The sequence below is a fragment of the Bifidobacterium olomucense genome (genome assembly GCF_012932375.1).
Classification (GTDB): domain Bacteria; phylum Actinomycetota; class Actinomycetes; order Actinomycetales; family Bifidobacteriaceae; genus Bifidobacterium; species Bifidobacterium olomucense.
The window spans coordinates 447,678-469,957 of the sequence record NZ_JAAIIG010000001.1 but is presented as its reverse complement, the minus strand read 5'-3'; the positions used below and the strand labels follow the sequence as shown (position 1 = coordinate 469,957).

17 protein-coding genes and 1 riboswitch are annotated in these 22,280 nt (G+C 60.3%); of the genes, 5 read left to right on the top strand and 12 right to left on the bottom strand.

What is annotated here, in order from left to right:
* Nucleotides 1–15: 15 nt before the first annotated feature.
* From dop to G1C97_RS01985, 3 genes are all read right to left on the bottom strand, one after another.
* On the bottom strand, nucleotides 16–1,731 hold the full coding sequence (gene dop / locus G1C97_RS01995) for a depupylase/deamidase Dop (protein ID WP_169240252.1): 1,716 nt from the start codon (nucleotides 1,729–1,731) through the stop codon (nucleotides 16–18).
* Between the two features lie 114 nt (nucleotides 1,732–1,845).
* A complete protein-coding gene (gene arc / locus G1C97_RS01990) occupies nucleotides 1,846–3,414 on the bottom strand; it encodes a proteasome ATPase (RefSeq protein ID WP_169240251.1) in 1,569 nt (522 codons plus the stop codon).
* 65 nt (nucleotides 3,415–3,479) lie between these two features.
* Entirely contained in the window at nucleotides 3,480–4,202 is a 723-nt protein-coding gene (locus G1C97_RS01985; RefSeq protein WP_169240250.1) for a DedA family protein, read from the bottom strand.
* A 143-nt stretch (nucleotides 4,203–4,345) separates the two neighbouring features.
* Between G1C97_RS01985 and serB the strand changes: the two genes are divergently transcribed.
* Nucleotides 4,346–4,996 carry a phosphoserine phosphatase SerB gene (gene serB / locus G1C97_RS01980; protein ID WP_417852200.1) on the top strand — a complete coding sequence of 217 codons (651 nt, stop codon included), beginning with the start codon at nucleotides 4,346–4,348 and terminating at the stop codon, nucleotides 4,994–4,996.
* A 53-nt stretch (nucleotides 4,997–5,049) separates the two neighbouring features.
* On the top strand, nucleotides 5,050–7,422 hold the full coding sequence (locus tag G1C97_RS01975; RefSeq protein ID WP_169240248.1) for a primosomal protein N': 2,373 nt from the start codon (nucleotides 5,050–5,052) through the stop codon (nucleotides 7,420–7,422).
* On the opposite strand, the gene G1C97_RS01970 is transcribed toward G1C97_RS01975, so the two are convergent.
* From G1C97_RS01970 to G1C97_RS01930, 9 genes are all read right to left on the bottom strand, one after another.
* Nucleotides 7,406–8,359, bottom strand: coding sequence for an RluA family pseudouridine synthase (locus G1C97_RS01970; RefSeq protein ID WP_169240247.1), 954 nt, complete (start codon nucleotides 8,357–8,359; stop codon nucleotides 7,406–7,408). The two genes, G1C97_RS01975 and G1C97_RS01970, sit on opposite strands and share 17 nt — an antisense overlap.
* The gene (locus G1C97_RS01965; protein ID WP_169240246.1) at nucleotides 8,356–8,913 is read right to left on the bottom strand and encodes a signal peptidase II; all 558 of its coding nucleotides are present in this window, start codon (nucleotides 8,911–8,913) and stop codon (nucleotides 8,356–8,358) included. The genes G1C97_RS01970 and G1C97_RS01965 overlap by 4 nt, the downstream gene beginning before the upstream one ends.
* Before the next feature lie 20 nt (nucleotides 8,914–8,933).
* Nucleotides 8,934–10,280: a DivIVA domain-containing protein gene (locus G1C97_RS01960; RefSeq protein WP_169240245.1), complete on the bottom strand. Its 1,347-nt coding sequence runs from the start codon at nucleotides 10,278–10,280 to the stop codon at nucleotides 8,934–8,936.
* Between the two features lie 190 nt (nucleotides 10,281–10,470).
* A complete protein-coding gene (locus G1C97_RS01955) occupies nucleotides 10,471–10,773 on the bottom strand; it encodes a YggT family protein (RefSeq protein ID WP_100496134.1) in 303 nt (100 codons plus the stop codon).
* A 183-nt stretch (nucleotides 10,774–10,956) separates the two neighbouring features.
* The gene (locus G1C97_RS01950) at nucleotides 10,957–11,436 is read right to left on the bottom strand and encodes a cell division protein SepF (RefSeq protein ID WP_100496135.1); all 480 of its coding nucleotides are present in this window, start codon (nucleotides 11,434–11,436) and stop codon (nucleotides 10,957–10,959) included.
* A 12-nt stretch (nucleotides 11,437–11,448) separates the two neighbouring features.
* Entirely contained in the window at nucleotides 11,449–12,666 is a 1,218-nt protein-coding gene (ftsZ, locus tag G1C97_RS01945) for a cell division protein FtsZ (RefSeq protein WP_169240244.1), read from the bottom strand.
* Nucleotides 12,667–12,819: 153 nt separating this feature from the next.
* The gene (gene dusB, locus G1C97_RS01940) at nucleotides 12,820–14,061 is read right to left on the bottom strand and encodes a tRNA dihydrouridine synthase DusB (RefSeq protein WP_169240243.1); all 1,242 of its coding nucleotides are present in this window, start codon (nucleotides 14,059–14,061) and stop codon (nucleotides 12,820–12,822) included.
* A gap of 246 nt (nucleotides 14,062–14,307) precedes the next feature.
* Nucleotides 14,308–15,783 (bottom strand): glycine--tRNA ligase, encoded by a 1,476-nt coding sequence (locus G1C97_RS01935; RefSeq protein WP_169240242.1) that lies wholly within the window; start codon nucleotides 15,781–15,783, stop codon nucleotides 14,308–14,310.
* Between the two features lie 102 nt (nucleotides 15,784–15,885).
* Nucleotides 15,886–17,340 carry a C1 family peptidase gene (locus G1C97_RS01930; protein WP_169240241.1) on the bottom strand — a complete coding sequence of 485 codons (1,455 nt, stop codon included), beginning with the start codon at nucleotides 17,338–17,340 and terminating at the stop codon, nucleotides 15,886–15,888.
* Between the two features lie 173 nt (nucleotides 17,341–17,513).
* Nucleotides 17,514–17,621, top strand: a riboswitch (TPP riboswitch).
* Between G1C97_RS01930 and thiM the strand changes: the two genes are divergently transcribed.
* The 3 genes from thiM to thiD all read left to right on the top strand — a co-directional run bounded on the left by thiM (nucleotide 17,613) and on the right by thiD (nucleotide 22,269).
* The gene (gene thiM / locus G1C97_RS01925; RefSeq protein ID WP_169240240.1) at nucleotides 17,613–18,545 is read left to right on the top strand and encodes a hydroxyethylthiazole kinase; all 933 of its coding nucleotides are present in this window, start codon (nucleotides 17,613–17,615) and stop codon (nucleotides 18,543–18,545) included. Its footprint overlaps the riboswitch before it by 9 nt.
* 159 nt (nucleotides 18,546–18,704) lie before the next feature.
* Nucleotides 18,705–21,440 carry a phosphomethylpyrimidine synthase ThiC gene (thiC, locus tag G1C97_RS01920; protein WP_169240239.1) on the top strand — a complete coding sequence of 912 codons (2,736 nt, stop codon included), beginning with the start codon at nucleotides 18,705–18,707 and terminating at the stop codon, nucleotides 21,438–21,440.
* A gap of 34 nt (nucleotides 21,441–21,474) precedes the next feature.
* Nucleotides 21,475–22,269 carry a bifunctional hydroxymethylpyrimidine kinase/phosphomethylpyrimidine kinase gene (thiD, locus tag G1C97_RS01915; RefSeq protein ID WP_205832464.1) on the top strand — a complete coding sequence of 265 codons (795 nt, stop codon included), beginning with the start codon at nucleotides 21,475–21,477 and terminating at the stop codon, nucleotides 22,267–22,269.
* Nucleotides 22,270–22,280: the final 11 nt, after the last annotated feature.

The window sequence follows — 22,280 nt, the reverse complement described above, 5'->3', positions numbered from 1 at the left end:
TCCCTCAGTGTATCTTTACCGGCTGCCGTATGCCAATGCTTTGAGCAGGTCGATGGCGTGTTCGGCAGATTCCATTGGCTTCGCACAGTGCGCCTTGTCGAAGACGAGCGGATCGGAGATATCCAATGAGAACAGCCGGCGGTCAGGCGCCGCCATATGCCCGGCATTGCCATAGAATTCCGCGGAATCGTCGGCGTTCATGACTTCAGGCTCGCGGGCGGTGAGTCTGGACCAGCTTACGGCGGCCACTTCCGAGCCGAATCGACGCACCAGCATGGCCCGCAGCCATGCACGGGTGTTTTCGGGAGGCTCGGTGGCGGCAAACGTCACCTCGGCGGATGTGTTCACCCGTTCGGTGCGGGGCACAAGCTTGGTAAACACGCTGTCTTTGGGGTCGAGAGCGGCCCACTTGAGGTCGAGAACCTGCAGACGCGGGTCCTCCCACCCGCAGACAGCACCGGCGGTTCCCGAACGGATGTCGAGTATGTCAGACACGCCAGCCATGCCACGGCCGCCGTCCGCTCCCCCGACGATCTTCCTGCGCAGCTTTTCCAGCAGCTGCCATTTCAGCAGCCATTCCACACGGCTTGCCTCGCCGGTCATGTCCAGTCGTTCATCATCGGACGCATGGCGTATGGCGGCCACGTCGGCAAGGGACTGTCCCCACATCGCCATTACGGAGGTGGTGGGCTTGTCCGGCCATTGAGGTTCGCCGGCGGTATCGGTACCGTCCACGAGCGCCGCCACCTGATATACGGCCTGCCGCAGTTTGAGCTGAATCAGCCAAGCCGTGGTTTCGCCGCCCGATGCCAGAGGCAAGGCGGCGTTAAGACCCAAATCATGGGAGACGGTATGCATAGCCTCGACCGGATCGGCCAGTTCCAATCCATCCAGGAAAGCGGATACGTCAAAACCGGCTTCATCGGCATGCTCCAGCAGCCACAGGAGCATGCTGGTGGTGCCCAGTTTCAGCACTTGAGGCACATCCATGCGATTGGCGTCGCCCACGATCACATGCAGACGGCGGCAATCATCCGTAGAGTGCGACTCGTCGCGCGTATTGATAATCGGACGCTCGAATGTGGTCTGCAGACCGACGCGCGCATGAATGTAATCGGCCCGTTGGCTCAGCTGATAGCCGGCCGTTTCGCTGCGCTCCCCCAGTCCCACACGCCCCGACCCGGCGTAGATCTGTCGGGTGACGAAGTGCAGGGTCATCAGACGGCTGACCTGATCGAACGGTACGGCGCGATTCATCATGTAGTTCTCATGCGTACCCCAGCTCGCGCCTTTGCCATCCACATTGTTGCGATGCAGTTCAATCGGCTGGCCGGTATCGGCCCGGGCCCGCTCGCACGCCTGCTGCATCAGCAGATCGCCGGCATGATCGTACTGCACCGCTTCAAACGGGTCTGTGGTCTCCGGTGCCGAATACTCCGGATGCGCGTGGTCGACATAGACACGTCCGCCGTTGGGCGCTATCACGTTGGTGATGTTGAGCTGTGGCGCGTCGGTAAGCATGTCCGGACGCGCGTTGGCCCGTTCCAGACGCATGCCGCGCGCATCGTTGACCGGATCCTCCTGCCGGTAGTCCCATCGGATATTGCGGCTGTGCCTGTCGGCCGCCGCACTGACCACGTCGAAGGACAATTGCACCGGATTATACCGACCGGCACCCTTCACCGACACCGCGTATTCGGTTTCGGTGCCCATCACCCGCCGTACGGTCATGCCATGCTCCTTGCCTGTTCGTCGTTCAACTTGCCACCTGATGTTGTCTTTGTTCCGGACGCAAAGCCCTCGAACGCGTACGATGCACGCGCCGGCGAGCGCCCCTGCATGATGCTACTGCCTGCATGCGCGGATGCGGCGTATCGGATCCATGCCATTGATCAGCGCCCACTGCACAGGGTCCACGTCCACCATCGAATCGCTGGACTCGCGGTATTCGTCCTCCACCGCGGCGGCGAGCAACGGCACGGTGATGGCCACGGCCTCCCCCGATTCGATGGACTGTTTGACGGCGCGGGTTTTGGCGCGGTCCACCACGTTTTTGAGCATGGCACCGGAAACCACGTCCTTCAGGTACAGGGCGGACCATTGACCGTCCTCACCCTGCACATCGCAGAGATGACGCCGTTCAGTGGCCTCATATATGTCCTGCACCAGCACCTCGGACAGGGCATGTGCGTCCACCCCGGCTTCCAGCGGCAGATCATCGGTCAGGTAATGGTTCACGATGGCCACGGCTTGGGCGCGAGAGGGCCGCCCCACACGGATTTTGACGTCCAGTCGTCCCGGCCGCAGCACCGCGGGGTCGATCATGTCCACACGGTTGGAGGCACCGATCACCATCACATTGTCCAAGGTCTCCACGCCGTCGAGTTCGGAGAGGAACTGCGGCACGATGGTGGTCTCCACATCCGAGGAGACACCGGAGCCACGGGTTCTCAGCAGCGAATCCATCTCGTCGATGAACACCACCACCGGCTTGCCTTCAGCGGCACGTTCGCGAGCCCGCTGGAAGATGAGTCGGATGAGTCGTTCGGATTCGCCCACATACTTATTCAGCAGTTCCGGACCTTTGACGGAAAGGAACACGCCTTTGACCATGCGTTCGGCATCGCTGACGGTTCCGTCGCCGTCCACATCGTATCCACCTTCGCATAGGGCGTTCGCCACGGCCTTGGCGATCATCGTCTTGCCGTTGCCGGGAGGCCCATACAGCAGCACGCCTTTCGGAGGCTTCAAGTCGTAACGCTCGAACAACGCACGATGTTGGAATGGCAGCTGCACGGCGTCACGTATGCGGCCGATCTCCTCATCCAAGCCGCCGATGTCGCGGAAAGTGACGTCCGGAGTCTCTTCAAGCACCAGATCGCGATCGCCTTCTGCCGGCAGCAGTTCGATGGCCATCCTTACGGACGGGTCCACAATCACCCGATCTCCTTGATTGACGCTCTGGTGCGCAAGCGCAGTGGCTCGTCGAACGAGTACAGGATTGCCGGATGCGTCAGCGACGATGATACGGCCGTCGTCAAGCGACTGGCGAACAGTGCGAATCTGGCCGACGGTGTCCGCGTCCCGCTGTTCCACCAGCACCATCTTCTCGTTGAGCATCACCGTGGCACCGGCGACCAACCGCGCGGCATTCACATTCGCCGCCACAGGCACCACCATGCGCCGGCTGCCGGAGATGACCTCCGCCGAAGCATGTTGGACGCCGTCGTCGTCGGTCCGTGTGGAGTCCACCTTGACCATAGTGGCGAAGGTGAGCGGCGGCTGCGCCAACTGGGCAAGCTGCGACTTGGCTTTGGTGAGTTCCTTGCCGGCTCGGGTGAGCGCTTCGGCGAGCGCATGGTTCTTGGCCATGAGCCGATCATTGAGTTCGGCGAGATCTTCGGTTGCGGTCATGTATTCCTTCTTGACGCTTGAGACCGAGCGTACCGGCGTGGGCTGCGCCGACGGTCGAATCCCATTCACTCGGATTCGTGAGCGGACTTCCTGCTACGCAACAGCGTACGCACTTTACGTACCACGAGCCAGACGATGACCACAATCACCGCGCCGATGACCACATCCTCGAACACGCCGAGCGCTCCTTGGATGGAGCACCACTGGTCGCCGAGCAGATAACCGGCGGAAACCAGAATGGTGTTCCATACAGCCGAGCCGAGCAGGGTCCATCCGGTGAAATGCAGGAAATTCATACGATTGAAGCCGGCCGGAATGGAGATCAATGAACGGACCACTGGAATCACACGACCGATCAGCACCGACCAAGTGCCGTACTTGGTGAACCAGTCGTTGGCTTTGCCTACGTCCTTACGGCTGACACCGGGAATCTTATCCGCCGCACGGTTGATGCGGTGCAGTCCCACCCATCGGGAGATGCCGTACAGCATCCATGCGCCCAACACCGATCCCACGGTGGCCCAGATAATGGCGGCGGGCAGACTCAACGTGCCCCGTGCCGCGGTGAAGCCGGCGAGCGGCAAAATCACCTCCGAGGGAATGGGCGGGAATACGGATTCCAATGCGATGGCCAGCGCCACACCGATTCCTCCGACGGTTTCCATCAGGGTGATCAGCCAATCGGTGATGGTACCGATCAGTCCGCCTTCGGATGTAGTGCATATCGGTGCCTCAGCAGCAAGTACCCCATGGGACGCGGCAATGACGGCAGCAGTAGAAAAACTCATAGGGGGCATTGTCCCAAGGTTTTTCGAGAATCGAAAGCATGACGCAAGAAGATGTGCATTTTGTTGACAACTCGGAAACCGGACTGCATGATCCGCATGGTTTCGGCAAGGATTCCGACCGGTCGCAGACCGATGAGCATGGGATGCCGCTCGCCCCGACGCTGGCCGAGCCGGGACTGCTGGTGATGGATGTGGACTCCACGCTCATTGACGAAGAGGTCATCGACGAGTTGGGAGAGGCCGCCGGCTGCGGTGAGGAAATCGCAGCCGTGACCGAACGCGCGATGCGTGGCGAGCTGGAGTTCTGCGATGCGCTACGGGCCCGTGTGGCGTTGCTTAAAGGCCTGCCGGTCTCCGTATTCGACACCGTGCATGACAAACTGCATTTCACCCATGGCGCATTGGAGCTCATCGACACCCTGCACACCCATGGCTGGAAAGTGGGTGTGGTTTCCGGAGGCTTCCATGAGGTCGTAGACCGATTGGCCGCCGAAGGACATATCGACTATTGGATCGCGAATCGTCTCGACGTGGCCGATGGCAAGCTCACCGGCAAGGTGCTGGGCGATATCGTATGCAAAACCGTGAAACTGCACGCATTGAAATCATGGGCGGAACGCCTTGGCGTGCCGATGAGCCAGACAGTGGCCGTGGGAGACGGCGCGAACGATATCCCGATGATTCAGGCCGCAGGCCTTGGTCTGGCTTTCTGCGCCAAGCCGAAAACACAACTTGCCGCTGACGATGCGATCAACGAACGCGACCTGACTCGCGTACTTGATTATTTGCGCTGAACTGATTTCGGTAAAATTTTACCGAGTATTGCTGCGCCGCTTATAGTGAGAGCATGACTGCTGTGGACGCCGAACAATTGACGCTTGCGGGATTGGCACCGCGCAAGCGGCGTAAGCGTGCGCCAGCAGAACATGTTCCAGCTGCGGAATCCCCGATTGCCCAAGTGGTACTGGACGTGCAGGCTTTGCACTTGGGCCAGACGTTCGACTATCTGGTCGACGAGAAAGACGATGAGGCCGCGCAACCCGGTGTATTGGTACGTGTACGGTTCGGCGGGAGACGGGTCAGTGGCATCATCTGGTCTCGCACAGCTGATTCCGGCGCGCCTCGTTCATCGCTGCGTTATCTCGATCGGGTGTTGAGCCCGGATGTGCTGGTACCTGATTCGATGCGCCGCGACATCGGGTTGATAGCCCGTGCCTACGGCGGGACGCGAGCCAATATCCTTCGTTTTGCCGTGCCTCCGCGAGTGGCCAAGGTGGAGGCCGAACAGCGTATGGCCGCTTCATTCGTCCGTCCGGTAGGTGGTGCTCTGTCGTTCGCGCCAACTAAGGCCAAGACCGACGCTGGAGACGGTATTCAGTCTGCGGGTTCTGGTGCCGCCGGATTCGCCGGCCGCGGCCTGCGATCCGACGGCATGTCTGAACACGACGCCAGTACACCGTTTTCCGTGGCTTCCTCCGTACGAGACGGAGTGGAACAAGGGTATCGGCGTATTGCCGCAAGTTACGCCAATGCAGGCATGCTCAAGGACGCGTTATCCGGACAACGATTTCATTCCTTGGTGTTCGATGCCATGCCGGGAGCTCGCCAATGGCAACGCGATATGGCCTGGATGGTGGCCAGTGCGCTCTGCGCCGGCAAACAGGCCATAGTCGAGCTTCCCACCATGCGTGAGGTGGATGATCTGTTGCTGACACTTCGCAATTACGGACTGGTTCCCTTTGCGCCGGGGCCCGCCGGAGGGTGGGTGGGCGATGTGGCCGTGCTCAACGCGGAGACGATGCCATCTGCAGACCGGTACCGTACTTACCTAGCTGTGGCATTGGGACAGGTCAAGGTGGTGATCGGCACACGATCGGTAATGTACGCACCGGTCGAGGGACCGGCCTTGTTCGCCATTCTGGAGGATGCCGCCTATCAGAATATGGACGGTATGATGCCCTATCCGCAGGCGCGCGGTGTTATGCGACTCAGAGCGAAGGCGCATAACGGCGTATTCGTGGCTATGGCACAGGCACGTACTGCGCAAAGCCAGTGGGAATGCGACACCTCCGCGCATACGGTAGAGACGCCGGTCAGCGGTTTCTCCGTCGATATTCATCCATTGGCTTCTCCGCTGAAAGACGCCACTCCTTGGGTTCGCTGGCTCAACCGCGATGAACTGGCCCGACTGGCTGATCCCTCCATCGGAGCGCGCGTACCGCATACCGCGGTGCGTGTGCTGAACAAAGCGTTGGAAACCGGTCCTATACTGCTTTCCATTCCGCAAGACGGCATCGCCGAGACGCTCAGCTGCGCACATTGCCATAAACAAGCCCGATGCTCGAAGTGTTCAGGTCCTTTGCAGTTGCCTGCCGATCGCCGGGATCCCACGCCGCGATGCCGCTGGTGCGGTGCCGCCGCCTTGCATTGGCAATGCCCCGAATGCAAACACGAACGCATGCGAGTGGTTCGTGTGGGCGCTGCCGGAACCGCAGCCGAACTGTCTGGTCTTTTCCGAGGGATGCCGGTGGTGCTCTCCAGCAAAACACAGGGATTGGTACGCGATGTGGCGTGCCGCCCTGCCATCGTCATCGCCACACCGGGCTTCGAACCTCGCGTGCGTCCGATCAGCGCCGAACAAGGTTCCGGCGGTCATGAATACCGAGCCGTGGCCATTCTGGATGCGTGGACCAGTTTGTACGACCTTGGAGTAGACGCACGATTGGATACGCTTACCGCATGGATGCGTGCGGTAGGTCTTTGCGCACCTCGATCACGGGGTGGCCAAGCATTGATCCTCGGAGAGACCGATCCGATCATCGCGCAATCGTTGATGCTTTGGGATTCCAGGATTCTCGCAACCGATGATCTCCAAGAGCGCAAAGCCACCGGCATGCCGCCCACTGTGGCAGCCGCCTGTGTATGGGGGCGTAGAGATGCGGTAATGACGCTGATGGAACGCATCGGCGTTCTCGGCGGTGATTGGGCGGTATGCGACGATATGCCAGCCCTGCTTGGGCCGGTGCCGATCGCCCAGCCGCAGACCGTGGATGCGCGCGAGCTTGAGGCTACAGCCGATCGGGTGAAGGCAGTGGTTCGTGTCCCGCAGACGCTTCGTAGCGAATTGGCGGAGCGTCTGCACCGGGAGACCGCCCGTCATGTAGCTTCACGCGAGCCCGGCGAGCTCCGCTTCCGCATCGATCCTAAAGACTTGATTTGATACGAACCTGATCCGATTCGGCATGACGGGCACGCATAACGGCAAGGGCACCCGCCAAATCAGCCGGATAATGGGATTCGACGGTGGTCCATACCCGCGTGCGCGGATGCCGGAATTCAAGCTTCATGGCATGCAACCACTGACGTTCAAGGCCAAGGGCTTCGGCAAGCACCGGATTGGCGCCATACATCGGATCTCCGCACAGCGGATGCCCGATCGAGGAGAAATGCACGCGAATCTGATGCGTGCGTCCGGTCTCCAGATTGACGCTTACCAGTGTGGCTTCGTGGCCGAAACGCTCCATCACATCCCAGTGGGTCACGGCCGGTTTGCCGGCGGGCGTGACACAGAAACGAAAATCAGATACCTTGGCACGTCCAATCGGCGCTTCAATAGTGGCCTTGTCTTGTTTCAAAACACCTTGCACCAACGCATGATAGGTTTTGCGAACCTCGTGCTCCGAGAACTGCCGACGCATTTCGGTGTATGCCAGATCCGATTTGCACACCAGCATCAGTCCGGACGTTCCCACATCGAGACGGGAGACGATGCCTTCACGCCCCGCGGCACCATAGGAAGTGATGTGGACGCCACGGTCCCGCAATGATCCAAGCACCGTAGGACCCGCCCATCCCACGGAAGCGTGGGCGGCCACACCTACAGGCTTATCCACCACGACGATATCGTCATCCTCATAGACCACGGCCATATCGTTGGCGATGGGTTCCGGCTCGACCTGTTCCTGAACCAAATCGAATTCTACGGTCTCCCCCGCTGCCAGCGTGCTGGATCGAGATACCTGTTTGCCCAATATGCGGGCCTGACCATCGTCGATCAGATCGGCGGCTTTTGAACGGGATATACCCAACATCTTCGCGACGGCGACATCAAAACGCTTGCCGACCAGGGCATCCGGCGCGGGAACCATACGGCTCATAGGACGTCCGCCTTCGAATCGGCACTCCCGTCCTGTGAGTGTTCCTCGGTTGCCGGTTCCAGATCCTTCTCGCTGAACGGTTCTCCCATAAGAATCAGCAGCACCATAACCACACCGGCCACAACAAGGTAGATATCCGCCACATTGCCTACAGACCAGCCGTAGTTGAGGAAATCCACAACCTTGCCGTTCAAAAAGCCATCCGCATACATCACTCGGTCGATGAGATTGCCCAACGCTCCGGCAAATGCCAGAGCAATGATCATGGACCATTTCATCGAAACCGTACGCACGCCCAGTATCACCATGGCCACACATGCAACCAACGCCACAAGGCTGATAATCCACGTGGCACCTGATCCCATGCCCAGTGATGCTCCGGGATTACGCACCAAAGTAAACGACAACAGACCGGGAATCACCCGTACCGTCTGTCCTCCGGATAGCGCCGCCATGGCCCACGCCTTAGTGAGCTGGTCGACGATCAACGCTATTGCCGCCACACATGCAAAGACGGCCACGCGGGTGCGCAGCCGTCCCTGTTGGTTCGTCATACGACCGTACCTACCTACGCTCAGTCGTTCTTGGACGAGGTCTGGTCGGCGTAGTTGTTCGACTCGGACACCTGGGCGGCCAGCTGGCCGAGATATTCGGTCAGACGAGCGCGGTATTCGGTTTCGAACTGCTTGAGGCTCTGGATGTTGCCTTCCACGACCTTGGACTGGGTCTGGAGGTTATCGCGAACCTGCTGCGCGTACGTATCGGCGGCGTTGCGAGTGTTCTTGTCGTACTCGGCGGCACGCTGCTGCACTTCCTTCTCGTAGTTGTCCGCATCCTCGTGCTGGGTCTTGGAGTAGTTGTCCGCATCCTGACGAGTCTTGACGGAGTAGGCGTCCGCTTCGGAACGAGTGTTCTGCGAGTAGGTCTCGGCATCCGCATGGGTCTTGTCGCGGTAGGCGTCCGCCTCGCTACGGGTGCGATCGGAGTACGTATCCGCGTCGGAACGAGTGCGAGTGGAGTACTCGTCCGCCTCGCTACGGGTGCGATCGGAGTAGTTGTTCGCCTTGGTCACCAAATCGTTGTAACGGTTCTGGCTGGCCTCGGTGATCTCCTTGGCCTTGTTCTTACCCTTCTCAACGTACTGGTCGTGCAGCTGCATGGCCAAGGTGAGCATGGCGGTGGCGCGCTCCGGCTCGGTGCCCGGCATAGAAGCGGCACCCGCGATCTTCTGCAGGGAGCCGGTCTCGGTGCTCGGCTCGACCTTGGAGACCTGCGTGCGCAGCTGGTTCTCACGCTGCTTGGCCTCTTCCAGCTGACGGGAAAGATCCTGAATCTGGGCGGCCTGCTGCTGGGCTGCGGCACCCTGCTGCTGAGCGGCAGCGAGCTGACGCTGGAGCTCTTCGTTGGCGGCACGGAACTGGTCGCGCTCCTGCTGAATGGCGGCGATCTTCTGGCCGACGGCTTCCTGATTGCCGGAAGCCTGAGCCGCCTGAGCGGTGAGCTGATCGATCTGAGCGTTGAGCTGGTCGACCTGACCCTTGAGCTGCTCATTCTGGGAGGAGAGCGCACGGTTGGATTCCTCGGCCTCATTGAGCTTGGCGTTGGCCAGCTGTGCAGCCTGATCGCCGCTTGCCTGAGCGGCCTGCTGCGCCTTTGCGGCGGCTTCCTTCAAACCGGCGTTCTCAGCCTGCAGCTGCTGGACCTGACCATTCAACTCGGAAATCTTGGCATTGAGCTTGCTCACATCCGGACCCAAAGACTGGGTGGCCTGACCGCCGGCCACCGCCTGACGGCCCAGAGCCTCAACCGTTTCCGTAACCTGATCGAGGAAGTCGTCGACCTCGTCGACATCGTATCCTTCCTTGAATCGGACCGTTTGGAAGGTATGCTCCCTAATATCCTTCGGCGTCAACAGAGCCATAAATCTTGCACCTCGCTTTGGGGCATTGCCCGCACTTACGTTGGTCTCAAATCAGAATGCTATCACGACCCCATCGTTTCGGGGCATAAACAGTGGTTTTTGTTGCATATATCAGACCAAAAACCGCTTTAGTGGCCCTTCGCATCATCACCGCAATGCATGCGCCCGCAAAACGTTGCGGGAAGAGGCCTTAGAAGATCACCAGAACAATATTTTCGAGTACCACCAGAGCGAAGTAGAGCACGATAAAACTCACATCGAGATAGATGCCTCCCAAAGGCAGGGGGCGAATGTATTGACGCAGCCATCTCAACGGCGGTTCGGTAATCGAATAGACTACGTTGATCAGCTGGGCCACGACGCCGCGCGGATACCAGTTGCGCGCCAGCACCGAGACCCAATCGAGAATCATACGGATGAAGAGCACGGTGATATAGGCGTTGATCAACCACGCAAGCACACGGCCGATGATGGCGAAAGTCAAAGAAAGCATAGTGCTCACAGTAACAATTGCGCACGAACAGTACGCTTGAAGCACAATGAACAACAGCCGACTCCCCGCTGGGAATCGGCTGTATGCGTAACTTATATGAATGGTATACGGCTCTGCGGCACACACATTGGGTCATATGGCCGTTGGTTGATACGCGAATGCGTATCAGCGTATCAATACGGTTCAGTCTGCGAACAGATCGTGCGCCGAGGACGGCTTGGACGGTTCCTCCACCTTGATGTTCACCTGTGCCGGGCTGAGCAGGAACACTCGCGGAGTGACGCGTTCCAGTGAACCGCGCACACCGAACACCACACCGGCGGAAAAGTCCACAATGCGATACGCCACAGCTTCAGCCACACCGGTGAGGTTCAACACGACAGGCACACCGTCGCGTAACGCACGACCGACCAGCTGCGCATCCTCATACGACTTCGGATGAATGGTGGTGATTCGATTCACACGACCGCCGGGGAACGGCTTGGTATTCGAGGAAGGCGTGGAAGGAGCGGTCGAAGCCATCGGCGTCACCGCATGGTCAGAGTCGAATGCAGACTTGGCGGCCGGCTTCTGCTCGTCCTCCTCCTCGAAGTACTCGTCGTCATCATCCACAACATCGCTCATACCCAGATAGGACATCGCGTTTTTCATGAATCCTGCCATGGATCAGTCCTTTCAGCGCAGGAAATCGGGAATGTCGAGATCGCCGGCGGGATCATTGACCGTAATATTCGGCTGTGCGGAAGTCGGGTTGTCGAACGGCAGCGAAGTCGGAGAAACCGCAGGGGCCGCAGGCATGGCAGGAGCGGCCGCAGGCTGCGCAGGAGCGGCTGCGGGCTGAGCCGGGGCGGAGGACGTCGGGGGCTGCGGGCTGGACGCGGCGGGCTTCGCCACCGGCATCGGGATAGCCGGAGCAGCCGGTTCGTCCTGAGGAGACACCGGATCGAATCCAGCGGCGATGACGGTGACACGCACTTCGTCGCCGTAAGCGTCGTCCAAGGCGAGACCCCAAATGATCTGCGCCTCCGGGTGAATGGCCTTACGCACCAGTTCAGTAGCGGCGGAAGCTTCCTGCAGCTTCAGATCGGTCGGGCCGGCGATGTTAATCAGGGCACCATGCGCACCCTCGATGCTCTCTTCCAGCAGCGGGGAGCTGATGGCGATCTCAGCCGCCTGGGTGGCGCGATCCTCGCCCCGCGCCGAACCGATGCCAAACAGCGCAGTACCGGCACCGCGCAGGATGGAGTTCACGTCGGAGAAATCGACGTGAATGTACGAATTCATGGAAATCAGATCGGTAATGCCCTGCACACCGGCCAGCAATGCCGTATCTGCGGTCTTGAACGCCTCAATGATGCCGATGGAACGATCGGAAAGCTCCAGCAGACGGTCGTTGGGAATCACGATCAGTGCATCGACTTCCTTACGCAGGTTATCGATGCCGTAGTCCGCGGAAGCGGCGCGCTGCGGGCCTTCGAAGCTGAACGGGCGAGTGACAACCGCGATGGTAAGAGCGCCCTGCTGGTGTGCGGCGCGCGCAACGATGGGGCTTGCACCGGTACCGGTGCCGCCACCCTCACCACAGGTGACGAACACCATGTCCGCACCCTTAAGAGACTCTTCGATATCCGACTGATGATCCTGGGCCGCCTTCGCGCCCTTCTCCGGATCGGCACCGGCGCCCAGACCTCGACTGGTCTTGTCGGACAAGGAGATTTTCACGTCGGCATCGGAGCGCAGAAGATCCTTCGCATCGGTATTCACCGCCACAAATTCAACGTTCTGCAAGCCTTCGGCAATCATGCGGTTAACGGCGTTTCCACCGGCTCCGCCGACGCCGACGACCTTGATATTGGTCTTGTCGTTGAACTCTGTCTGCGCGATCTCGCTCACGTTTGGCTCCTGTCACTTCACGGTTACACCCAAGAGTAGCGCAAACAGGCTACTGCCGGGGGAAATTTCACACGCCCAAAAGCGCGTGTTGTGTGTATTTTTTCGTGGTTCGTACGCCCAAAAGCGCCTTATGCATGTCTTACTTGCATCTGGTCAGTAGCTGGCATCCATCGGATCGTCCCCGAACAAGGTCTCCCGCTCCTCATGTGTGGTAGTTCGGGAATCCAGCCATCCGTAGGGCAGATGCACTTTCTTGGCGAACCTCACTCGGCCTCGCGGCTTGTCGATGACACGGGGAGGGTATTCGATCGTCGGATCAAGACGGTCGATCTGACGGTTCACGTCATCCAGCGTCTCGCATTCCATGAACGCCTTGCGTGTGGAGCCTCCGACCGGGAATCCCTTCAAATACCAAGCGATATGCTTGCGCAGATCATGCACGGCCATCGTCTCATCACCGTCATAGAACTCGGTGAGCAGTTCGGCATGGCGTCGGATGATCCGTCCGACCTCGCCAAGGTTCGGATTGATGCGCTCGTCGCTGCCCGCGAAAGCGTTCTTGATATTGGCGAACAACCATGGCCGACCTTGACAGCCACGGCCGATGGCCACACCGTCGCATCCGGTCTCGCGCACCATCTCCAGTGCGTCTTCGGCACCCCAGATATCGCCATTGCCGAAGACCGGAACATCGAGATGCGCTTTGAGCTCGCCGATACGCGACCAATCGGAATGGCCGCCATAGTATTCCGCAGTGGTTCGGGCATGCAAGGTCACGGCCTTGGCACCCTCTTCCTGAGCAATGTGGCCGGCCTGAAGAAAGGTCTCATGATCATGATCGATGCCGACACGAATCTTCGCGGTTACAGGAATGCCCGCCGGCTCGCATACGGCGACCACACGATGAATGAGCTCGGTGAAGATGTCGGTTTTCCAAGGCAACGCCGAGCCGCCTCCACGGCGAGTGACCTTGGGCACCGGACAACCGAAATTCAGATCCACGTGATCGGCCATGCCTTCATCAACCACGATGCGCGCAGCCTGCTCGGTGATGGACGGATTCACACCATACAGCTGCAACGAACGGATTTTCTCACTGGGTGCAAACCGGCACAGGCGCAACGCTTTGGGATTGCGTGCCACCAATGCACGGGCGGTGATCATCTCCGCCACGTACAGTCCGTCCGGACCATATTCTTCGCACAGTACGCGAAACGGCCAGTTGGTCACGCCTGCCATGGGTGAGAGCACCACTGGGGTCGGCACGGTGATGCCACCGATCTGCACAGGGGCAATATGCACCGGCTCCGCCGGTCGGACCGGTGCATCCGTGCGCGGATCAAGGTTATCGGTCTCGCGAGGCGCGGTGATTACGGTTTCGGGGGTATCTGTCACGTTGCTTTCTGTCTCCTTGGCTCGCCTTTGCCGTATCGAGCCGTGAACACACAGGGATCCCAGTGGGTCTTTTCTATACACGAAATGAAGGTCGGCTTGGGGAATATCCCACGACGCACGCCTCAGCGTGAGCCGACTGAGGGGTAGCCCGGCCTCTGCCGCCCTGGCAATGGCCTTCGACTACCCCTCAGTTTCGCGTCGCATTTCCGCTTCCGACGATAGGGAAGAGCGGAAATGGCATGTGGATCAGTACAGGCCGCCGGCCTCGTTGATCTTCACCGAATCCGGCCAGGGCTCGCCGCCCAGAGCAACCGGCTTCATCGGCACGCGGGTGCGCTTTTCGCCGATGCGGGCAGCCACATAGTCGGCCACCTTGTCCAGTGCGACGCGCTCCTGATTCATCGTGTCACGATCGCGAATGGTAACCGCCTGGTCCTCAAGCGTGTCGAAATCGACGGTGATGCACAGCGGAGTGCCGATCTCATCCTCACGACGGTAACGACGGCCGATGGCACCGGCCTCGTCGTAGTCGATCATCCACTCGTTGAAGCGCAGATCGGCCGCCAGGTTCTGCGCCACGTTCTGCAATTCCGGCTTCTTGGAGAGCGGCAGCACAGCGGCCTTGACCGGGGCGAGCCTCGGGTCGAGACGCAGCACGGTACGCTTGTCCACGCCGCCCTTGGTGTTCGGCGCCTCATCGACGTCGTAGGCGTCCACGAGAAAGCACATCAGCGAACGGGTCAGGCCTGCGGCCGGCTCGATCACATACGGCACGTACTTTTCGCCTGTGGCCTGGTTGAAGTAGCTCAGATCCTCGCCGGAGTGCTTGGCATGGGCGGACAGATCGAAGTCGGTGCGGTTGGCCACGCCTTCGAGCTCGCCCCAATCGGAGCCCTGGAAACCGAACTTGTACTCGATATCCACCGTACGCTTCGAGTAGTGGGCCAGCTTCTCCTTCGGATGCTCGTAGTGACGCAGGTTCTCCGGCTTGACGCCAAGGTCCAGATACCACTGGGTACGGGCGTCAATCCAGTACTGATGCCATTCCTCATCGGTACCGGGCTTGACGAAGAACTCCATCTCCATCTGTTCGAACTCACGGGTACGGAAGATGAAATTGCCGGGCGTGATCTCGTTACGGAAGGACTTGCCCATGTTCGCGATGCCGAACGGCGGCTTGGAACGGGACGAGGTCATCACGTTCTTGAAGTCCACGAAAATGCCCTGAGCGGTTTCGGGGCGCAGGTAGTGCAGGCTGTTCTCGTCCTCGACTGGGCCGAGGTGCGTGCGCAGCATCATGTTGAAATCACGCGGTTCGGTCCACTTGCCACGGGTACCGCAGTCGGGGCACACAATATCGGCCATGCCGTTCTCGGGCAGCTTGTCGCCATGCTTCTCGGCATAGGACTCCTGCAGCTTGTCGGCACGATTGCGCTTGTGGCAGTTCAGGCATTCCACCAGCGGATCGTTGAACACGGCGACGTGGCCGGAAGCGACCCACACCGGGGTCGGCAGGATGATGGAGGTATCGACACCGACCACATCGGGGCGGGTGACGACCATCGAACGCCACCATTCGCGCTTGATATTGTCCTTCAGCGCGACGCCGAGCGGGCCGTAATCCCAAGCGGAACGGGTGCCGCCGTAGATCTCGCCGGCGGGGAACACGAAGCCGCGGCGCTTCGCAAGGGATACGACTTCATCAAGTTTGGACTGAGCCACAATGCACCTTCTGGTTTGAACGGTTTGGGGACTTGGTTACAACCGCTTCAGAATAGCGGCACTCCCCTACATCCCCGGTGATAACTAAAAAACATCTGATCATCAGCGGCAGGGTCGGGTCAACGGCTCCCACGGTTCGATCTCGACCGGTTCGGACTGGATGACGGCCAGCGTGGCATCATCGAGCATGTCCTTGCGGATGATGAGCTCGGTGACGAACTGGTCGAACCATGCGTCGGAGGCCACATAGTAACCGTCTTTGCCGTTGTCCTTGCCCCAGCTGTTTTCGATCTTCCAACGGTTCGGCTTGCCGTTTTCGTCCAGATTCACGCCGGTGAGCGTCATGGCATGATTGCTCGGACGGTCACCATACTCCAGGCCGTCCGCCTTGTCGAACGTGAACTCGGTACCGAACAACTGGTCCACGCGCACGGTGCCACGGTCGAAAACACCTTCGCCGCGCAACGCGAACTGCATGCAGTCGCAGGCAAACCAGATCGGGTGTCCGGCGGCGATCTGATCGACCGCGGCCTTCTTGAACACATCCAACGGCACGTTGACGAATTCCATGTCTCCGGCTTCGATCACGTTTGCCGAATAGCGGATGCGGTAACGCCTGCCGAACGGGGTGCGGCCCATCGGCGCATTGGAGATGGTCACGAAATCGTTGACGTCCACCGGCACGTACTTCTTGTAGAATTCCATCGGCGTAATGCCGGTTTCGCGAATCTGCTTACGCTCGTCCTTGCCGGATTCAGCGGATTCGCCGGATTCTGACCTGGCCTGTCCGGCTTCGTTCGTCGCGCCGGCCTTGTCATCGGCCTTATCGGCACCATCCTTGTCGTCATCGTCCTTGACGCGGGCCAGAAAATCAAACGTCGCCGGCGGCTCGCCGAGCGCAATCGCACAGATGCGATAGACGGTGGCCATATCATCACGCTTGGCCGTACGCAAAGCATCCATCGACTCCCCCGCAGCGTGACGGCGACGCAGGTCAGCGGCGAATTCGCGCAGCTTGGTGTTGAGATACTGCTTGAACGCGTCCGAATCGCGCGAGTTCGCCGATTCGGGATAGGCGGACTTGGGTACCAGACCATACTTGTTCACCAATGCGGCGAACATCTGCCACCAACCGCCATCATCCGAAGGACCGGCGTTGATGCTTTCGAACACACGGGAATCGGTGGGCTCATCCAGCGTCTGCAGCACATATTCCAGATACGCATTGGACTTCTCGATGGCGTCCCAGAAGAAGAGATACGTTTCAGAGAACTCAAAATCCTCAAGATTCCAGTGATGCATCAGCTCATAGCGCAGCGTGTTGAGCGATGCGAACATCCAGCATCGGCCGGAGCGTTCCTGATTGGTGATCGAGCCCTGCTTGAGCTCAATGGAAAAGTCGCGCGGCAGGGACCGCATCCCCTGGTAATCGGTGGCGGCGGCGAGCACGCCGGCGGAGACGGCGGCGTTGGCGGCTACGAGATTGGCCCGGTCGGCGTTGAACGCGCGCGAATAGTCCTTGAGCTGCTCGATATTGACGGCGGATTGATCGTTCATGGTTCTCTCCCAATACATATAAGGCTCACGCAAACGGTTTCATCCTACACGCGCCGAAAGCCGGTTTGGCCTATTACCACGACGACGAGCGACGCGCCAGAGCCAACGGCCGCAAATCAACGATTCTGCGCAATTTTGTGACGAAATTGTCTGTGTTCGGGCATACGTTGAGCCTTGTAATGCAGGGGGACCCGCGTCAACGGCGGGTTGAGAATGGCTTTGCGCCTGACCCTTTGAACCTGTTGGTTAAGACCATCGTAGGGAGCAGTGATATGAGCGATGATTCGCACGTACATTGTGGTACATCCATCCATCAACCAGCCGAATGCGCTGATGGGCAACATCAAGGCGGCCCACTCGATCTGACCTCATTGAGGGAATCCGTTGCGCAGGCGGTACGCGACGTGAAGTCCAAGACGCCGCTGGCGCAATCGTTCACCAACTTCGTGACCATCAATCTGGTAGCCAACGCTCAGCTCGCCGCCGGAGGCACGGCGGCCATGAGCTTCCTGCCGGACGACGTCATCGACACCGCCGCGATTTCCGGCGCGGATTACATCAATGTAGGCACGCTGCTGCCGTTCTATAAGGATGCGCTGCCGCAGATCGCCCGTGCGTTCCACAAAAACGGACACCGGTGGGTGCTTGACCCTGTGGCGGCCGGCATCGGCAAGACACGCACTGAGATTCTGCGCGCGTTCCGTGCCGCTCCCCCGACGGTCGTGCGCGGCAACGCCTCGGAAATCATCGCGTTGGCGACCATGTGGGGTCTGATCTCACCGGATGAGGCAAGCCGCCCCGCAGGAGTGGAATCGGTAGACGACGTGGACGCCGCGGTCGGACCGGCCAAAAAACTGGCGCAATTCCTCGCCGATGCCGCACCTGAGCATCAGGCTGCCGTAGCGGTCTCCGGCGCGGTCGACCTCGTTACCGACGGCGTACAGGTATACCGGTTGCCCGGAGGCAGTGCGTTAATGGCCAAAATCACCGGCGCCGGGTGCTCGTTGGGCGGTGTGACCGCCACGTATCTCGCTGTTGCCGAACCACTGACGGCGGCTCTGGCAGCCTCACTGTTGTACAACCGTGCAGGCGAGATCGCCGAGGCCAAGGCTGAAGGTCCGGGCTCGTTCCAGGTGCATCTGCTGGATGCGCTGTGGAATCTCACGCCCGAGCAGGTGGCCGGTTCCCCGATCACCGTCGAGTAAACGGCGGCATTCCAACGGTATTGCAGATTCCCGCACGTTTTCCGCATGTATGTCACTCCTTTCACTCCCTACAGCTTTCCGCATAGGGAATCCCGGAATTTCAGCGACAGACAACACAAAAACAACAGACTTCCTACATATCAATCAAAGGAACAAACCATGAGCAACGAATATCCGTACGCATCCATGCGTGACTCGTTCGACCTGTCCGCGTACTTCGTGGTCGGCCCCGAAGACTGCAAAGGTCGCCCGCTGACCGACGTGGTGGATCAGGCCCTGCGTGGCGGCGCCACTTTCCTGCAGCTGCGCGCCAAGAAGGCGGATGCCTCCGAACTGACTTCGATGGCACAGGACATCGCACAGATCATCGAGGACAACGGCAAGTCCGATTCGGTGGCCTTCGTGATCGACGACCGTGCCGATGTGGTCTGGCAAGCCCGCCGCAAGGGCATCAAGGTGGACGGCGTGCATATCGGCCAGACGGATATGGAGCCGCGTGAAGCGCGCGCGCTGCTGGGCGACGATGCCATCGTGGGTCTTTCCGCCGAAACCGAAGCGCTGGTCAAGCTTATCAATGAACTGCCGGACGGCTGCATCGACTATATCGGCGCAGGTCCGTTGCATGTCTCCACCACCAAGCCGGAAGCCTCCGTGGGCGGCAATGACGGTTCAGGCAAAACCTTGGACGCCAAGCAGATCGACACCATCTGCGCAGCCTGCGACTTCCCCGTGGTGGTCGGAGGCGGCGTAAACGCGGCCGACATGGACATGCTGGCGCATACCAAGGCGGCCGGCTGGTTCGCGGTCTCCGCCATCGCCGGTGCCGATGATCCGGAAGCCGCGACCCGCGCAATGGTCGAAGGTTGGAAGTCGGTGCGCGGCGAGCAGAAGCATGGCTACGCACCCCGCATCGTGACCCATACCCCGGCTGCGGACACACAAGCAGCACAGGAAGGCACTGCACCGGCCGGCAGCGAAGCCACCGAAAAGAAGTTCACCAATGCCAAGGAGGCCAAGGAAGCCGCCAAGCTCGCCAAGCAGCAGCGTGTGGATATCGCCGCCCGCGGTTCCAAGCAGCGCGATAAGGCGCATATCCGCAAGACCAGGCCCGTGCATTTCGAGAACCAGTTCGGCTCCTACGAGCTTGAAGTGCCGTACACCGAGATCAAGCTCTCCGACACTCCCGGCGTCGGCCCGAACCCGCCGTTCATCGATTACAACACCGAAGGCCCCAAGTGCGATCCGAAGGAAGGACTGAAGCCCCTGCGTCTCGATTGGATCAAGGACCGAGGCGATGTCGAGGAGTACGAGGGCCGCGCCCGCAATCTGCAGGATGACGGCAAGCGAGCCATCAAGCGTGGTCGTGCCACCAAGGAATGGCGCGGCCGCACGCACCAGCCGATGCGTGCCAAGGATCATCCGGTGACTCAGATGTGGTATGCACGCCACGGCATCGTCACCCCGGAAATGAAGTATGTCGCCGAACGCGAGAACTGCGATGTGGAGCTCGTGCGCTCCGAGCTTGCCGCCGGCCGTGCGGTGATGCCCTGCAACATCAACCATCCGGAGGCCGAGCCGATGATCATCGGTACCAAGTTCCTCACCAAGCTCAACGCCAACATGGGCAACTCCGCCGTGACCTCCTCCATCGACGAGGAGGTGGAGAAGCTGACTTGGGCCACCAAGTGGGGTGCCGACACCGTGATGGATCTGTCCACCGGCAACGACATTCACACCACACGCGAGTGGATCTTGCGCAACTCCCCCGTGCCGATCGGCACCGTGCCGATGTATCAGGCGCTGGAGAAGGTGGAAGATGACGCCTCCAAGCTCAGCTGGGAGCTCTTCCGCGATACGGTGATCGAACAGTGCGAGCAGGGTGTGGACTACATGACCATTCACGCCGGTGTGCTGCTGCGCTTCGTGCCGCTGACCGCCAACCGTGTGACCGGCATCGTCTCGCGCGGCGGCTCGATTATGGCCGAATGGTGCTTGCAGCATCATCAGGAAAGCTTCCTGTACACCCACTTCGACGAATTGTGCGACATCTTCGCCAAGTACGACGTGGCATTCTCGCTGGGCGACGGTCTTCGCCCCGGCTCTCTGGCGGATGCGAACGACGCCGCGCAGATCGCCGAGCTGATGACCTTGGGCGAGTTGACGCAGCGCGCCTGGGCCAAGGACGTCCAGGTGATGATCGAGGGACCAGGTCACGTACCGTTCGACACGGTGCGTATGAACATCGAAATGGAGAAGGCGATCTGCAAGGACGCCCCGTTCTACACGCTGGGACCGCTGACCACCGACACCGCGCCGGGCTACGATCACATTACCTCCGCCATCGGCGGCGTGGAAATCGCTCGCTACGGCACTGCCATGCTGTGCTATGTGACGCCGAAGGAACATCTCGGTCTGCCGAACAAGGATGACGTGAAGCAGGGTGTGATCGCCTACAAGATCGCCTGCCATGCGGCCGACATCGCCAAGCATCATCCGCACGCGCAGGATCGCGATCTGGCCATTTCCAAGGCTCGCTTCGAGTTCCGTTGGCTCGACCAGTTCAACCTCTCCTACGATCCGGATACGGCCATCGCGTTCCATGACGATACGCTGCCCGCCGAGCCGGCCAAGATGGCGCATTTCTGCTCGATGTGCGGCCCGAAGTTCTGCTCGATGGCCATTTCGCAGAACATCCGCAAGCAGTTCGGCGGCGCGGCCGCACAGGAGCAGCTGGTGGCGGATACGTTGGCCGGCAAGATCCCCTCCGCGCAGGAGGCTCGTGGGGCGATGACTTCCCCGGCCACCGCCAGCGCCGAGGACATCCAGGCCGGCATGGCCGAGATGAGTCGCAAGTTCCAGGAGGGCGGCTCCAAGCTGTACCAGAGCGCGCAGTAACATAAAGCCGACTTCATATCAGAAAGGAATCATCATGTCTACGTTGCCGCCTGTACTCGCCATCTCCGGATCGGACTCCTCCGGCGGCGCCGGCATGCAGGCAGATCTGAAGACGATGATCGCCTGCGGCGTGTTCGGCATGAGCGCCATCACCGCGCTCACCGCGCAGAACACCACCGGCGTGCGTTCCATTCAGGACACCAAGCCGGAGATTCTGGCCGATCAGATCGACATGGTTTTCGAGGATATTCCCCCGCTGGCGGTGAAAATCGGCATGGTCTCGGCGACGGACATCATCGACACCATCGCAGACCGTCTGACATTCCACCATGCCACGAACATCGTGCTCGACCCGGTGATGGTGGCCACTTCAGGCGCCAAGCTCATCAGCGACGACGCCATCGCCGCACTCACCGGCCGTCTGTTCCCGATGGCCACGGTGGTTACTCCGAACATTCCCGAGGCCGAGGTGCTCACGGATGCGCTGATTCACGATCAGGAAGACATGGAGGCAGCGGCCCGCCGCATCGTCGACAAGTTCGGCTGTGCTGCACTGGTCAAGGGCGGCCATGGCACCGAAGACGCCAACGACGTGCTGGCGGAAACGGACGGCACTGTGACGTGGTTCGAGGAGACGCGCGTCGACAATCCGAACACGCACGGCACCGGTTGCACGCTGAGCTCTGCCATTGCCTCGTATCTGGCACAGGGCGACTCACTGCCGAAGGCCATCAAGCACGCCAAGAAGTATCTGACCGGCGCCCTGAAGGCTCAGCTCGATCTGGGACACGGGTCCGGCCCGATGGACCACCTGTGGAAGTACCGCTGAGAGGACGAATC